The organism is Planotetraspora mira, assembly GCF_016863275.1.
GTDB lineage: Bacteria > Actinomycetota > Actinomycetes > Streptosporangiales > Streptosporangiaceae > Planotetraspora > Planotetraspora mira.
This window is the reverse complement of sequence record NZ_BOOO01000029.1, coordinates 22,618-36,535: the sequence shown is the minus strand read 5'-3', so window position 1 is coordinate 36,535 and position 13,918 is coordinate 22,618. Positions and strand designations below refer to the sequence as shown.

15 protein-coding genes and 1 tRNA gene are annotated in these 13,918 nt (G+C 70.8%); 10 read left to right on the top strand and 6 right to left on the bottom strand.

Annotated elements, in window-relative coordinates:
- Positions 1-754: 754 nt before the first annotated feature.
- The 6 genes from Pmi06nite_RS25015 to Pmi06nite_RS24990 all read left to right on the top strand — a co-directional run bounded on the left by Pmi06nite_RS25015 (position 755) and on the right by Pmi06nite_RS24990 (position 4,752).
- Positions 755-1,399, top strand: a complete 645-nt coding sequence (locus Pmi06nite_RS25015; RefSeq protein ID WP_239114187.1) for a hypothetical protein — start codon at positions 755-757, stop codon at positions 1,397-1,399.
- A 90-nt stretch (positions 1,400-1,489) separates the two neighbouring features.
- Positions 1,490-1,563: transfer RNA gene (locus tag Pmi06nite_RS25010), tRNA-Lys, on the top strand.
- A 243-nt stretch (positions 1,564-1,806) separates the two neighbouring features.
- Complete coding sequence (locus Pmi06nite_RS25005; RefSeq protein WP_203955553.1) at positions 1,807-2,328, top strand: 2'-5' RNA ligase family protein; 522 nt, start codon at positions 1,807-1,809, stop codon at positions 2,326-2,328.
- A 142-nt stretch (positions 2,329-2,470) separates the two neighbouring features.
- On the top strand, positions 2,471-3,097 hold the full coding sequence (locus Pmi06nite_RS25000; RefSeq protein WP_203955552.1) for a restriction endonuclease: 627 nt from the start codon (positions 2,471-2,473) through the stop codon (positions 3,095-3,097).
- Between the two features lie 74 nt (positions 3,098-3,171).
- A complete protein-coding gene (locus Pmi06nite_RS24995) occupies positions 3,172-3,846 on the top strand; it encodes a class I SAM-dependent methyltransferase (RefSeq protein WP_239114186.1) in 675 nt (224 codons plus the stop codon).
- Positions 3,847-3,882: 36 nt separating this feature from the next.
- Complete coding sequence (locus Pmi06nite_RS24990; protein WP_203955551.1) at positions 3,883-4,752, top strand: YwqG family protein; 870 nt, start codon at positions 3,883-3,885, stop codon at positions 4,750-4,752.
- Between the two features lie 91 nt (positions 4,753-4,843).
- On the opposite strand, the gene Pmi06nite_RS24985 is transcribed toward Pmi06nite_RS24990, so the two are convergent.
- The 4 genes from Pmi06nite_RS24985 to Pmi06nite_RS24970 all read right to left on the bottom strand — a co-directional run bounded on the left by Pmi06nite_RS24985 (position 4,844) and on the right by Pmi06nite_RS24970 (position 9,369).
- On the bottom strand, positions 4,844-6,046 hold the full coding sequence (locus Pmi06nite_RS24985; protein ID WP_203955550.1) for an NAD(P)/FAD-dependent oxidoreductase: 1,203 nt from the start codon (positions 6,044-6,046) through the stop codon (positions 4,844-4,846).
- A gap of 91 nt (positions 6,047-6,137) precedes the next feature.
- On the bottom strand, positions 6,138-7,304 hold the full coding sequence (locus Pmi06nite_RS24980; protein WP_203955549.1) for a glycosyltransferase family 4 protein: 1,167 nt from the start codon (positions 7,302-7,304) through the stop codon (positions 6,138-6,140).
- Positions 7,301-8,203 carry an SGNH/GDSL hydrolase family protein gene (locus Pmi06nite_RS24975; RefSeq protein WP_203955548.1) on the bottom strand — a complete coding sequence of 301 codons (903 nt, stop codon included), beginning with the start codon at positions 8,201-8,203 and terminating at the stop codon, positions 7,301-7,303. The genes Pmi06nite_RS24980 and Pmi06nite_RS24975 overlap by 4 nt, the downstream gene beginning before the upstream one ends.
- Complete coding sequence (locus Pmi06nite_RS24970; RefSeq protein WP_203955547.1) at positions 8,203-9,369, bottom strand: glycosyltransferase; 1,167 nt, start codon at positions 9,367-9,369, stop codon at positions 8,203-8,205. Before Pmi06nite_RS24970 ends, Pmi06nite_RS24975 begins: the two co-directional genes overlap by 1 nt.
- A 278-nt stretch (positions 9,370-9,647) precedes the next feature.
- Here Pmi06nite_RS24970 and Pmi06nite_RS24965 point away from each other — a divergent pair, with 278 nt between their 5' ends.
- The 3 genes from Pmi06nite_RS24965 to Pmi06nite_RS24955 all read left to right on the top strand — a co-directional run bounded on the left by Pmi06nite_RS24965 (position 9,648) and on the right by Pmi06nite_RS24955 (position 12,094).
- Positions 9,648-9,890, top strand: coding sequence for a hypothetical protein (locus Pmi06nite_RS24965; protein WP_203955546.1), 243 nt, complete (start codon positions 9,648-9,650; stop codon positions 9,888-9,890).
- A 72-nt stretch (positions 9,891-9,962) separates the two neighbouring features.
- A complete protein-coding gene (locus Pmi06nite_RS24960) occupies positions 9,963-10,721 on the top strand; it encodes a phytanoyl-CoA dioxygenase family protein (protein ID WP_203955545.1) in 759 nt (252 codons plus the stop codon).
- A 182-nt stretch (positions 10,722-10,903) separates the two neighbouring features.
- Entirely contained in the window at positions 10,904-12,094 is a 1,191-nt protein-coding gene (locus Pmi06nite_RS24955; protein WP_203955544.1) for a low temperature requirement protein A, read from the top strand.
- 42 nt (positions 12,095-12,136) lie between these two features.
- Here the strand turns inward: Pmi06nite_RS24955 and Pmi06nite_RS24950 are convergent, their stop codons facing one another.
- Complete coding sequence (locus tag Pmi06nite_RS24950) at positions 12,137-12,664, bottom strand: shikimate kinase (RefSeq protein ID WP_203955543.1); 528 nt, start codon at positions 12,662-12,664, stop codon at positions 12,137-12,139.
- An 89-nt stretch (positions 12,665-12,753) separates the two neighbouring features.
- Between Pmi06nite_RS24950 and Pmi06nite_RS24945 the strand changes: the two genes are divergently transcribed.
- Positions 12,754-13,011: a DUF6458 family protein gene (locus Pmi06nite_RS24945; protein WP_203955542.1), complete on the top strand. Its 258-nt coding sequence runs from the start codon at positions 12,754-12,756 to the stop codon at positions 13,009-13,011.
- Between the two features lie 80 nt (positions 13,012-13,091).
- On the opposite strand, the gene Pmi06nite_RS24940 is transcribed toward Pmi06nite_RS24945, so the two are convergent.
- Positions 13,092-13,865, bottom strand: a complete 774-nt coding sequence (locus tag Pmi06nite_RS24940; protein WP_203955541.1) for a MerR family transcriptional regulator — start codon at positions 13,863-13,865, stop codon at positions 13,092-13,094.
- Positions 13,866-13,918 lie beyond the last annotated feature (53 nt).

Below are 13,918 nucleotides of genomic sequence, written 5' to 3'. Positions count from 1 at the left end.
ACCTCCGCGCCCCCGCTACCTCCGCGCCCCCGCTGCTCCCGCACCTCCGGCGACGCCCATGCTCGCGAGGCGAGGCGAGGCGAGGCGAGGTGAGGCGGGCGGATGGCGGCCGATGCGGCGAGGCGCCCATCCCTTCTCGCGCGAGGTTCGACGATCGGCGTGGTCGGCCCTGTGGGCTTTGCCCAATCGGGGCGGTGACGAGACGTGGCCTGACGAGCCCGTTTACCCTGGCCGCTTTTACCCTCTCCATGCCGATGTGTGCCCACCCTCTTTCCTGACCGAGCCCCTGACTTGCTCTTTGCCTGGAGGGCTTTGCCTCGATACGCCGTCGTACTCAGGTGATGGGGGCTTCTGCCGCGATGAATCAGGCCCTGTGGCCGTCTGAGCTCGTGGTCTCCCCTTGGGAGAAGCGGTAGATCTTCTGGGTGTTATGGGGGATTTACTTGGTTCTATCCTGACTTGTCTTGTAGAGTCCCAATTGCTACCGACCGGTGGCGGCTAGTGCAGGAGAAGAGATCAGCGGTGGGTGACCCCACCTGCGGACTTCGCTCCAGATCCTTTCGGACCACGTCTGACATACGGCGGCCTCACGGCCGGTCCTCATAGCTTCCGCGCCTGAGCGTGTGTCTCACGGGCGATCGACTCATCTCGCCCGGCCAAGCGACCCGCGTCCACGGCCAGTCCGAACCGCAAGGTTCGATCGCCGACGCAAAGTCGCTCATCCGTCGTCTCACGAAAGATCCCCAGGCTTTCCATGAAGACCTTTCTCGATCCGCGTACCAAGGCCGTAGCCGGCCTGTGTACCAACGCCGTCCGTGACCTGCTCGGCAAGGGTGTCCGCGAGGTGCGCGCCCACCGGACCGTGTCGTCCGTGACCAGCGTGGCGTGCGCCGCCATCATCGGCGCCTCCATCATGGGTGCCGCACCGGTCGTGAAGCCGGCGCTGAACGAAACCCTCGCCGCCGCTCCGGCCGGCGTCGAGAACGAGCAGGTTCTCCTGCGGGGCTCGACGAGCGGTTCATACTTCTGGGACGACGGCTCCGGCCGTCTGGGAGACACTGGGCAGCCCGCGATCGGCAAGCCCATGCAGCAGGGTCTGTTCGCCAGCCCCAGTTGGCCGCTCGGCACCGAGGGCTATGTCATCTACAACGGCCGCAGGGCCAAGTTCTTCATCGGCGACCGCGGTCCCGGCACTCCCTCGAGCGACGGCGTCATGCTCGACATCGACGGCAAGACCTTCGCCGATCTCGTGGGCGCCAGCTGGAACCCCGACACGCTCACCGTCGGCAGCTCCCAGGGGCACATCCCGGTGGAGTACGTGGTGACCAAGTGGGGCGACGGTCCCGGCAAGAGGGGTACTCCGGTCCCCTTCTCCAGCGGTGCGTGGAGCAGCAGCTGAGCCTGTCATGGCGCCCTTTGCGAGAACTCCCGCACCTGATTTCCGATGTGCGTGCCGTCCTCGGGGCTGCTAAGGTTACCCACGTCGCAGGCGCCGCTAGCTCAGTTGGTTAGAGCAGCTGACTCTTAATCAGCGGGTCCGGGGTTCGAGTCCCTGGCGGCGCACTTCGCATATGACCGGCGCATTCCTCGTTCAATCGAGGGGTGCGCCGGTCTTTTCGTGCCCGGCATCCGCGGCCCTCGTCCGTCACGAGAGCGCCCTCGCCGAGGATCGTGACGCTCCTGCCCGTACTCGTCAGTTCTGTGCGTGGTTCACGGATTGATCGGACATATCCCATGGGGAGCCTTCGCGTGGTAACGGTAAAGGCTGAAGATCCGCTGCATCCCTGACCGACTGAGAGGTGTCCGGTGGCGGAGTTCCTGCCGGGACAGACCGCGCTCGTGGTTCACGTGCCCGAGGCGGAAGCCGTGGTGGGCGCCTGGCGGCGACGGTTCGACTCCTCCGCCGCCCATGGGGTTCCCGCGCACGTGACGGTGCTCTACCCCTTCCTGGACGCCGGCCGTGTCGACGCCGAGGTCGTGACCGCGCTGGGGGAGGTGTTCGTCGCCCATGCCACGTTCGAGGCGCGGTTCTCCGCCTGCGGCCGCTTCCCCGACGTGATCTACCTGGCTCCCGATCCCGACGCCCCGTTCCGGGAGCTGACCGAGGCGGTCGCGGCGCGCTGGCCGGAGGCTCCGCCGTACGGCGGGCGGTTCGAGGACGTCATGCCGCACCTGACCGTGGCCGACGGCGTGCCATCCGACGTCCAGGACATGATCGAGGCCGAGCTGGCCGGACGACTGCCGGTGATCACTCGCGTCCGTGCCGTGGCGCTGGAGACCTACGACGGAGCGCTGTGGAAGGAGACGGCCTCCTTCCCGCTCGCGTGATCAAGGGCTGTGAGCACGGTTTTGTCGGTCGAGCCGATCAGACTCGGCAGGGTCTTCCCCGATCCTGGAGGTCTCGATGGCGAGGCGTAGATCACCAGTGCGGAACCGGCGGCGCGGCAGGAGAGGAGCCCGCGGAAGCGGCGTGCTGTGGGCGTCGGCCGTCGTGGTCGTGCTCATCGCGGTGACCGAGGCCGTGAGAGCCATGGGGTGGGTGTTATTGCTCACGATCGCCGCCGTGGTCGTCGTCCTGCCGGTCGCCGCCTTTCTCATGGTCCGCCGAATGGGGGCGAGCTACCGCAGGGACGCGCTGCGCAGGGCCGGGCTCGACCGGCTCGATCCACGGCGCTTCGAGGAACTCGCCGCCGAGTTGTTGCGCCGGGACGGCTTCCGCAAGGTGGCCGTTATCGGGGGAGCGGGAGACCGGGGCGTCGACGTGCTCGGCGTCGCTCCGGACGGCGCGCGTTACGCGATCCAGTGCAAGTACTACACGCGTGCGGTGGGCCCCGGACAGGTGCGTGACTTCGTCGGGGCCCTGCAGGCCAGGCCGTACCGGGACCATCGCGGTGTCCTGATCACCTCGCATCACCTCAGCGCGGAGGCGGCCAGGATGGCGCGGGATCACGATGTGGTCGTCATCGACCGCGACCGACTGGGCGACTGGCTGCTCGACGCCTACCGCCTCGGGCCGGGCCGGCGGTCACCGGCCTGGCTGGCCAGGTTGCGCCGTGGCCGGGAGGCCGCCGAGGGCTCCCCTCAGGCCGGACCGTGAGCCGGGGTAGGGCGATGGTGTGATGGGGCGGGCCACGGTGATCGGCCGATCGCCGTCCAGGAAGGGGTTCGACGGTGCGACTGCTCGACGACCAGACGCTGGAGCGCTCCGCGGTGGTGGCCAACCGCACGATGAACCGCGAACGCGGCCTGACCGGCTCCAACGGCTACGGCCGCGCGCTGGGCCTCGACGTGCTGGACGTCCTGCGCTCCCGGTCACCTGCCCGGCCGGTGGTGCGATGGCTCGACCTCTGTTGCGGTACGGCACGGGCTCTCATCGAGGCCTCGCATGAACTCGGAGACGAGGCGGAGATCGTGGGGGTGGACCTGGTCGACTTCTTCGCCGGTCCCTCCCGGCCGCCGCGGCTGCGGCTGATCACCGCATCGATCACCTCGTGGGAGCCCGATGAGCCGTTCGATCTGATCACCTGCGTCCACGGTCTGCACTACGTCGGCGACAAACTGGGGGTGCTCTCCCGGATCCCCACGTGGCTGGCGGGCGACGGCCTGTTCGTCGGCGACTTCGACATGCGGTGCATCCGGCTGGAGGACGGTTCGCCGGCGGGACGGCGCCTCAGCGCGGTCCTCAGGTCGTCGGGGTTCGCCTACGACTCGCGGCGCCGCCGGATCACCTGCCGGAGCGGCGGTGGCGGCGACCTGCCCTATCGATACCTGGGATCCGACGACGGCGCCGGGCCGAACTACACCGGTCAACCGGCCGTGGATTCCTACTACGTCTTCCTGGACTGAGAGTCATCCGACCGAAGCCCGTAATATCCGTACACCATGGACGATCTAGCCGAAGTCCGCGAAGCGACCAGGGAGAGCCTGGCCGACCTGGCACGAAGCCACCTTCCCGCAGATGTCGCCGACACCTGGATCTCCCTGCTCAGGGCGGGCCTGCGGCTCACCCACGCGGAGGACGGGGACCGGGTGGTCGGACACCTCGGCGGCGATCCCCGGCTTCCGCCGGACGTCGCCTGGCCCGTATGGGAGGACCGGGGGCCGTTGACGTTCGTCGCGGCCCTGGACTGCTCGGCTCTGGAACCGGCGGACCCGGACGGGCTCCCGGCCGACGGGGTCCTGTCGTTCTTCTACTTCGACGGCCAGATCGACGGCGGCGAGGAGACCGTCGGCCACTGGGACCCCGAGACCCAGGCGGGGGCCCGCGTCCTCCATGTTCCGGCCGGAGCCGAGACGTCGCCGCGCCAGGCGCCGGAGGGGATCGAGCCCTATCCCTATGTGCCCCTTCGGGCGCACGCCGTCGTGACGGTCCCGACGCCCACCCACCCGGTCCTGGCCGAGGCGTTCGGAGGCGAGCCTGAGACGATCGAGGACCATCCCGTGTCGGCGCGGTCGTTCCGCAGGAGGCTCCCCCCGTCCGGGGACATCGGCCATCGGGTGGGCGGCTACGCGGCTCCCGTACAGGGAGACGTGGAGTACGAGGTGGCGCAGGTCGCCCTCGGCGGTGTGGACTGGCGTGATCCGCGACTCCGGGAGGAGGCCGGGAGATGGGCGTTGCTCGCGCAGTTCGACTCCGACGACCGCGCGAACATGATGTGGGGAGACGCCGGCACGCTCTACTGGCTGATCCGGCCGGAGGACCTCGCCGCCCGGCGCTTCGACAAGGCGCTGTTCACCTGGCAGTGCTGCTAGGTCCCTGCCGATCGGCGTCCGGGCCCTCGGCGAGCCTGCGCACCTGGGCGAAGTCGCGCCCGAGCACGCCGTGCGGCCCCGGCGCCGCACGTCAGACTCGCGGCGCGGGGTTGCCGCGCCCGCCGCGTGACCAGAGCGCGCGGCTGGGGAGGGGGAACAGCTTCGACAGCCGGTAGGTCGTCATCGGGCTGCTCGAGACGAACTCCTTGTAGGCGATCGCGCGCCTGCCGGTGAGGTGCCACCGGCGAGGGGTGTCGTCGGCGCGGGTGAACTGGATGACCGCGTCCTTCCTGCCCAGGCTGACGGGCTGGTGGAGGTAGCCGAACCGGAACGCCCCCGGCCGCCTGCCGCGCAGTTCCCCGCCGATCGCGTCGGCGGCGTGCACGGCCGTCGGCAGGCCGCTCTGGCAGGTGCCGTGCATCACTCCGTACGCCTGACGCACGGCGGCGGCGTCGCCGACGGCGTAGATCGAGGGGTGGGAGACCGAGCGCAGCGTGGCGTCGACGACGATCCGGTCGTGATCGTCGGTGGTGACGCCGGAGCGCGCGGCCAGCGGCGCGGCGCGGACACCGGTCGTCCACAGGGTGGCGTCCGAGTGCACCATTTCGCCTCCCGACAGTTCGACCGCGTCGGGCAGCACCTTGGTGATCTCCACCCCGGACCGGACCTCGACGTGGAGGCGCTCCAGGGCCCGGTTCAGGTACGCGCGGGCGCGTTCGCCCATCATCGCGCCGGGCACGTCGCGGCTGATCAGGACGGTCCGTACGGAGGGGAAGGACTCGGCGATCTCGGTGACGGCCTCGACGCCGGTGAGGCCCGCTCCGCAGACCGCCACGGTGCCGCCGGTCCGCGCGATCTCGGCCAGCCTGGAGGCCAGCCGGGCCGCGGCCGCGGGATCGTCGAGAGTGTGGGCGTGCTCGTCCGCTCCCGGGACCATCGCGCGGTCGGCCTTGCCGCCGAGGGCGTAGACCAGCCGGTCGTACGGCAGGACACGCGTCCCGTCGGACGTCGTCACGGTGACCTCGCGGGCGTCGGGGTCGATGGCGGTCGCCCAGCCCTGGACGAAGTCGGCGCCGGTGCCGTCGAGCACGTCCGGGATCTGGAAGTCCCCCAGCGACTGGCCGGTGGCGATCTGGTGCATGCGCAGCCGCTCGGTGAACCGGCTGGAGGGGTTGACCAGCGTGACGTGCCCGCCGTGACGTCGGGTGCGCCCCGCCACGCGGATCGCGGCGAGCATTCCGGTGTAGCCGGCGCCCAGGACGACGATCTGCTGGGTGCCTTTCGTGGTGGTCATGTCGTCTCTTCTCTGCTTCCGGCGCCCCTGTCGGGCGCCTTTCACTTCCGAGACGAAACGAGCCGCGAAAAGCGTGACATCCGCCCGGAAATCAGGTGCTCGCGTGCGCTTCGGACGGGTCGGCCATCCGCGGGGACCAGGCGTCCTCGTGCGGCTGGAAGTCCTCCGCGACCGCGCTCTCGTAGTGGCCGACGAGCTGAGCGCACAGGGCGCTCCACGTGCGGTGGAGCACGGACGCGCGTGCGTTGCCGCTCATCCGCGCCCGCGCCTCGTTGTCGGCCACGAGGTGGGCGACGGCGTCGCGCATCGCCTCGGGGGAGCCGGACGGGTAGAGCAGCCCGTTGTGCCCGGGCTGGACGAGGTCGAGCGGGCCGCCCGCCGCCGCGGCGACGACCGGGACCCCGGCGGCCAACGCCTCCTGTACGGCCTGGCAGTACGTCTCGTTCGCGCCCGTGTGCACGAAGACGTCGAACGAGGCCAGGATCTCCGAGAGCTCCGTGCCGGTGCGGAGCCCGCAGAAGACCGCCTCCGGGATGCGGCGTCGCAGGCTCCGGGCGGCGGGGCCGTCTCCCACGACGACCAGCTTGACCCCCGGCAGATCGGCCAGCCTGGCCAGCAGGTGGACGCGCTTGTCGGCCGCCAGACGGCCCACGTAGCCGACGATGACCTCACCGTTGGGAGCCAGCTCACGGCGGAGCCGTTCCGAGCGGTGCCCGGGGTTGAACCTGTCGAGGTCGACGCCCCGGCCCCACAGGGACAGCCGCGGGATCCCATGCGCGTTGAGCTCGCTCATCGTCGCCGAGGAGGGGGCGAGCGTGCGGGCGGCGCGGACGTGGATGTGGCGCAGCCAACTCCAGATGGCCGCGTCGGCGCCCCGCATGCCGTACTGGCGGGCGAAGCCGGCGAGATCGGTCTGGAAGACGGCGACGGCGGGGACGCCGAGCCGGGCTGCGGCCGTCATGCCGGACGCTCCCACCACGGTGGGGGAGGCGAGGTGAACGACGTCGGGCTCGAACGCCTCGAGCGACGACATGATCTCGCCGCTGGGCAGGCCGACCCGGAACGAGCGGTAGAACGGCAGGCGGAAGGCCGGGGTGGTCCGCACGGGAAAGCCCGCGTAGTCCGCCGGGCCGCGGCCCGGCGCGACCACCATCGCCTCGTGGCCGTGGTGTTCGAGATGTTCCAGGACGCGGCAGACCGAGTTGGTGACCCCGTTGACCTGAGGGAGGAAGGACTCCGAGACGATGGCGACTCTCATGGGCAGGCATCTTCCGTAGCGACGTGCGGGGAGGGAGAGGGCGTTCGCCGCGGGCCGGTCACGACGGGACGCGCGCCGAGGTGCCGCAGGGCGTGATCGAGATCGGTGTGGAACCGCTGGTCGAGCAGGGCCGCCCGGCCGCGGACGTCGTGCCATGCCTCGCTGAGGACGAGACGGGCGAGTTCGGGCAGGAAGTCGCGGGAGCGGCGCACCACCCACCCGGTGCCTTCGACGGCCATCCAGCGCGCGCTCGCCCAGGCGGAGGGGTTCGCGCCGCTGGGTTCCGCGTCGGGCATCGCGTCCAGGGGGACGCCGCGTGCGACCAGTTCGGTGGCGATGAGCCGGGCGAGCAGGCGGTGGCCGCGCTCGCTCGGGTGGAGCCGGTCGACCCCCCACATCCGCCGCTCGTACAGAGCCGGATGGCAGGCCGGGTCGACGTGGACCGTGTCGTACCGGCGGGCGACGTGGTCGAGGATCGTGTTGATCGCCCGGACCCGGCGGGTGAGGGGCCGCCGGACGAGGTCGGGGATGCCCAGCATCAGTCCCGGGTCGGGCAGGCGGATGGTGAGCACGGTGGCGCCCGTGCGGCGCAGCCCTCCGACCACCTCCTCGATGTCGGACGCGATCGCCGTAAGTTCGAACGTGCCGCGCAGTGTGTCGTTCACCCCCGCCAGCACCGTGGCGAGCGTGGGGCGCAGGGACAGGGCGCGGGGAAGCTGGTCCGCGGCGAGGTCGCGGGACGTCGCCCCGGACGTGGCGACGTTGCTGAACTCCACCTGCCCGTGCGGGCCGAGCGCGTCGGCCAGGATGGCCGCGTAGCCGCGCCAACCGCCCCCGGGGAGGGGGTCGCCGAGTCCCGCGGTGACCGAGTCACCCAGCGCCACGAGTCGGGTTGCCACTAGCGTCGACCTCCGATCAGGTTCGCGAGCCCGTGGGCGCGCAGGAACCCGTCCGCGGAGCCCGGCCAGTCGAAGCGCTCGGCCTGGCGGCGGGCGCGGTCACGGCGATGCCGTTCCTCGCCGGCCAGGAGCAGTCGCACCGCGTCGGCGTACTCGCCCGGGTCGTCGCCGACCGCGACCCCGGACTCGCCGATGACCTCGGGCAGTGCGCTCGCCCGCGACACGACGACGGGGGTTCCGCTCGCCAGGGCCTCGAGCGCGGCCAGCCCGAAGGTCTCGATGGGGCCGGGCGCGATGGCGACGTCCGCCGTGGCGAGCAGTCGCGCGAGGAGGTCGCGGTCGGAGACGTGCCCGAGGAACCGGACCGGCAGCCCGTGCGCCCGCGCCTCCAGCGCCGCCCGCCGCGGTCCGTCCCCCGCCACGACCAGTACGGCGGGCACGCCCCGGCGGCGGAGTTCGCGCAACGCCTCGATGGGCCGGTCGGGTCGCTTCTCGGGTGAAAGCCTGCTGCAGTGGACGAGCAGCGGTTCGCCGGGCGCGGCGAACCGGCGGCGAAACTCGGGGTCGTGCCGCGCGGGGGAGAACCGGGCCAGGTCGACGCCGAGGGGGACGCGCATCAGGTTGGGCACGTTCAGCCGCCTGAATTCGGCCGCAGCCCATTCCGTCGTGCAGACCACCATGTCGAAGTCGGCCGCCGTCCGCCGGTTGAGGCGGTCCGCGAGCCCTCGGACGATCCGCTCGGCCCGCGCGTCGCCCGAGCCGGGGAACGCGGGCAGGAAGCGCGGGGCGAACAGGCGCAGCAGGCCGTCGAGGCTCTCGTGCGAGACCATGAGCGACCGCACACCCCGCGAGCGGGCCCAGCGTCCCGTCCACCGGAGCGTGGTGCGGTCGGAGACCTCCAGCCGGTCGGGAGCGAGGTCGTCGAGCAGCCGGCGCAGCGACCGGCGCGCGGTGATGACCCGGTAGCCGCCCGACCCCGGGACGACGGGACCCGGCACCGTGATGATCTGTCCCGAGGGTGTGTCGCGCCTGCCGGCCTCGGGTCCGGGAATCACCAGCACCGCTTCGTGCCCGGCGGCCTCGTAGCCCGCGCCCAGTTCGTTCAGGGCGGTGCGGAGGCCTCCCGATCGGGGGGCGATGAAGTTGGCCAGCCGTACGATCCTCATGTTCCATCCCGGGAGCCGCAGGAACGAGCACTGCACCTTGCCGCGATGGTGACCCAGCCGATTACCCGGACAGGTAACCCCAAATGACCTGATCCCTAACCTTCTCCGAATACCCGTGTCATTTCCGGCACACCAAGATCAGGTGAAGTCAGCGCATCCAACGGAAGATCTTCGTCGTGCCCACGGTGGCGGGGGCTCCAGACGGGGGAGGTCGCTTCTCACTACCATTCGTGTCCGGACGAGCACACTGCTGCTTCCTGGCACCGAGCCTGGAGGTGATGGCAGTGCCGATCTCAGCCGAGGATCTCGCGTGGAGTCAGTTGCGCAGTGAGTACGGAAGCCATTGGTCGATCTGGAGAAGTGACGCGGGGCGCTGGTACGCGACCCGGATGAGGCGGTCGCTGTCCCGGGTGGAGATGGACAGGGGCCTGATCATGACCGCGTCGGGAGAGGACGCGGAGGAACTGTGCGACCTGCTCACCGCCCAGGAGCGGATCGGGAGTCAGATGATCTCCTCCTGACCGAGGCGGATGAGGCGGATCGATCCGGTGACATGGCTACCGAACTTTGTTCCGGATGATTAGTCTCGATCTGTGACTCTGCCTGAAGCGGCGACGGTGGTGGACGAACTCGACCGCCACGGCTACGTGATCGTCCCGGACCTGCTGAGCCCGGAGGAGGTCGCGGACGCCAGGGCGGAGCTTCGGGCCATTCTCGAGAGCACGCCTTTCGGGCGGAACAACTTCGAGGGCGACCGCACCCGGCGGGTCTACGCGCTGTTCGCCAAGACGCGGAGGTTCGACGGACCGGCGACCCATCCGCTCGTGCTCGCGGTGCTCGACCACTTCCTCGGGCACTACCAGTTGAGCGCGCCCACCGGCATCGAGATCGGGCCGGGGGAGACGGCGCAGGCGCTCCACCCGGACGACGGGGTCTATCCCGTCCCGCGCCCCCATCGCGAGATGGTGATCAACGTGATGTTGCCGCTCGACGACTTCACGGAGGCGAACGGAGCCACCCGGCTCGTTCCCGGCAGCCACCGCTGGGGTGAGGAGCGGCCGGGGCCCGGGACGCCGACCATCGGGGCGGAGATGCCGGCCGGCTCCGCGCTCATCTATCTCGGCACCCTGTGGCACGGCGGCGGCGCCAACCGCACCGACCGGCCGCGTCTCGGCGTGGTCCTGCACTACGCGGCCTCCTGGCTGCGCCCGCAGGAGAACCACCTGCTCGCCGTGCCGAGGGACATCGTGCGGGACCTGCCGGAGCGGATGCAGGAACTGCTCGGCTACAACATCTGCCCGCCGTTCATCGGCTACGTCGACGGCCGCCACCCGCGCAGGGCGCTGGACTAGGCCGCATCCCCGGGCCGCATTGACGGGCCGCCCCGGGCCGCATCCCCGTGCCCGCGCGGGCTGGGCCGGATCGTCTCGCGTCCCTATGATGAGTGCGCTTTCACCGGCTGTGCTCGCGGCCTTCAGGCTGCCCGCCGTACGGCGCCCGCGAGCCACCTTGCGGAGAGGAGACCTGGTCGCCGATGAGCCAGGAGACGCTGGCGACCACGCCGCCACGCCGACGCCGGATGACCGCCCGGGACGTCACCGAGTCGTTGCGCGCGGCCACCCCGCTGGAGTTGCTGTTCGACCTGTGCTTCGTCGTCGCGGTCGCGCAGGCGGCGGGCGGACTGCACCACGCGCTCACGACCGGGCACTTCGGCGACGGTCTGGTCAGCTACGTCATGACGTTCTTCGCCATCTGGTGGGCGTGGATGAACTTCTCCTGGTTCGCCTCCGCCTACGACACCGACGACGTGCCGTACCGGATCGCCGCGCTGGTCCAGATCACCGGCGCGCTGATCCTCGCGGCGGGCATCCCGAGGGCGTTCGACCAGCGCGACTTCACCATCGCGGTCCTGGGATACGTCGTGATGCGCACGGCTCTGGTGGCCAACTGGCTGCGCGCCGCCGTCTCCGATCGGGAGGGCCGCGGGACCGCGCTGCGATACGCGGCCGGGGTCACGGTCGTGGAGGCGGGATGGGTCGCGATGCTGGCTCTCCCGTCCGGGGCGCGGCCGTGGGTGTGGCTGTTCCTCGCGTGCGCCGATCTCGCGGTCCCGTTGTGGGCCGAGCGCAGGCACAGCACGGCATGGCACCCGCATCACATCGCCGAGCGCTACGGCCTGTTCACACTGATCGTTCTCGGTGAGTCGATCCTCGCGGCGACTCTCGCCGTTCAGGAGGCCGTCGACACGAGGCACGCGACCGCGGGTCTGTACGGCGTGGCGGCGGGAGGGCTGCTCATCGTGTTCGCGATGTGGTGGCTGTACTTCGCCAAGCCCGCCCACCGGTTCCTGACCTCCAACCGGTCGGCCTTCATCTGGGGCTACGGCCACTACCTGATCTTCGCGTCGGCGGCCGCCGTCGGGGCGGGGCTGTCCGCCGCCGTCGACCTCGCCACGGACCACTCCACCGGTGACGGGGTGGTGTCCGGGGCGGTCGTGACCGTCCCGGTGGCGGTCTTCCTGCTCGCCGTGTGGTGGCTGCAGCACCATCCGCACCAGGTCGGCCACCTGCACAATCTGCTGGCGCCCTCCGCCGTGGTCCTCGTGCTCGCGGGCACCTTCACCGGCGTGCCCGTGCTGACCGCCGGGGTCGTCCTCACCGTGCTCGTCGTGCTCGCCGTGGTGGTGACGCGCCGCGCGGGCGTCACCGCCGACGGTCATGCCTGAGCGTCACGCCTGACCGTCATGTCCGACCGTCATGTCCGACCGTCATATTCGCTCGCCAGGCTCGCCGCCGAGCCTCGCCAGAACGATGCCGGCGATCTCCTCGGGGGTGTTGGCCGCGGTGTCCACCGTGAGGTCGGCCACCTCCTGGAAGTGCGGCAGGCGCCGGGCGCGCTGCTCGGCGAGCATCTCGACCAGGTCGGGCTTGAAATGCGGCCGGTGGGGGCTCGACCGCATGCGTTCGGCCAGGACGGCCGGCGGCCCGTCGAGGAACACCACGAACGCCGGGGCCAGCAGGCTCCGCGAGTCCGGATCGTCGACCGTGCTCGCCGCCGCGGCGATCACCGGGACGGGGTCGGCGGCCAGGGCGTCCTTCAGCACCAGCGCCTCACGCGCGTGCAGTTCGCCGGGGCCCACGTCGGCGGCCATCGTGGCGGCGGTCGTGCCGTAGCGGCTCTCGAGGTCGGCGTCGCTGTCTCTCATGGGACGGCCGAGCGTCCGGGCGAGCAGGCCGGCCACCGTGCTCTTCCCCGCACCCATGAGTCCCATCACCACAACTGGCATAACCGTCATAAAGGCAATGCTGCCCGGTGACGCGGACTCATGCCGACGTTTGACTTCCGTGCAGGGGATAGAGCAGAGGGCGAAGGAGGGACTGCGCCATGACCATCGCCGGAAGCATCATCCTCATCATGCTGGGGGCCATCCTCACTTGGGCCGTCGACTTCGCCGTCGCCGGAGTGGACATTCAGGTGATCGGAACGATCCTCATGCTGGGCGGCCTCGCCGGCCTGCTCTTCGGCATCTGGCGGCTGAGCACGGTACGCCGGGCGGCCGCCGTGAGGACCGTCGAGCCCACAGATGAAGTGATCCGCCACCACCGCGTCTACGAGGAGCGAAGGGACACCGACGCCTTCTGATTCAGCGGGTTTCCCGGACGGGAGCGGTCCGCCGCGGACGATCGCGGCGGGCCGCTCCCGTCCCTGAGCCGTCCGGCAGGTCAACCGGCTTGCCGGACCCGCTCCAGATACCGGACCAGGTCACGCATCCGGTCGGTGGGCCACGGCAGGCTGCGCCCGATCTCCTCACTGTTGTCGTCCCACATGCGCTGGGCCGCCGCCTTGGTCTGCTCGCCGTCTCCGCCGTCGGCGTGGAACCGGCCTGCCAGCGCGTCCCAGCGGGCGACCAGGGACCGCACCTGCGGGTCCTCGACGGGAGTGTCCTCCTCCACGTGCCGCAGGAGTTCCTCGACGAGTCCCGCCCATTCGCTCTTGGCCGCCTCGATGCTCTCCGAGCCGAGTTCGGCCCTGCGTCGTGCCAGTTGCTCGCGTTGCTCCGTCGTGAAATACGTCTCGAACACAGAGATCATCTCCAGGGTCGTAAGGAACTGGTCCGGATCGGGCATCGACGCGCGGTCGATCTGACCGAGCAGCCCGCGAAGCTGCTCGGTGAGCTGCCGGACCTGAGTGGCGTGCACCTCCAGCCCGCGCAGCTGCTCCGCGAGCAGATCGCGCATCGCCCCCAGGCCGCCCGTGGAGTCCGAGAGGACGCTCGCGATCTCCTCCAGGGAGACGCCGAGGCTCCGCAGCGCCCGGACCTGGTACAGCCGGCGCACATCGAGCTCGGTGTAGCGGCGGTGCCCGGACGCGGTGCGTTCACTCGGGCTCAGCAGGCCGATCTCGTCGTAGTGGCGCAGGGCTCGCACGGTCGTCCCGCTCACCCGCGCCACCTCGCCGATGCTCCAGCGACGTCCGGCGTCGTCTTTCCCGATCACGTTCGCAACGCTAGGACCTCCCGCGACGGCCGGTTCAAGTCCCCCGTCCCGCG

Bases quoted from the DNA above. Each gene is read 5' to 3' on its own strand.
- Pmi06nite_RS24990 (WP_203955551.1), top strand. From the start codon at position 3,883: ATGGACGATCTAGCCGAAGTCCGCGAAGCGACCAGGGAGAGCCTGGCC.
- Pmi06nite_RS24945 (WP_203955542.1), top strand. From the start codon at position 12,754: ATGACCATCGCCGGAAGCATCATCCTCATCATGCTGGGGGCCATCCTC.
- Pmi06nite_RS25015 (WP_239114187.1), top strand. From the start codon at position 755: ATGAAGACCTTTCTCGATCCGCGTACCAAGGCCGTAGCCGGCCTGTGT.
- Pmi06nite_RS24985 (WP_203955550.1), bottom strand. From the start codon at position 6,046: ATGACCACCACGAAAGGCACCCAGCAGATCGTCGTCCTGGGCGCCGGC.
- Pmi06nite_RS24955 (WP_203955544.1), top strand. From the start codon at position 10,904: ATGAGCCAGGAGACGCTGGCGACCACGCCGCCACGCCGACGCCGGATG.
- Pmi06nite_RS24970 (WP_203955547.1), bottom strand. From the start codon at position 9,369: ATGAGGATCGTACGGCTGGCCAACTTCATCGCCCCCCGATCGGGAGGC.
- Pmi06nite_RS24965 (WP_203955546.1), top strand. From the start codon at position 9,648: ATGGCAGTGCCGATCTCAGCCGAGGATCTCGCGTGGAGTCAGTTGCGC.
- Pmi06nite_RS24980 (WP_203955549.1), bottom strand. From the start codon at position 7,304: ATGAGAGTCGCCATCGTCTCGGAGTCCTTCCTCCCTCAGGTCAACGGG.
- Pmi06nite_RS24950 (WP_203955543.1), bottom strand. From the start codon at position 12,664: ATGACGGTTATGCCAGTTGTGGTGATGGGACTCATGGGTGCGGGGAAG.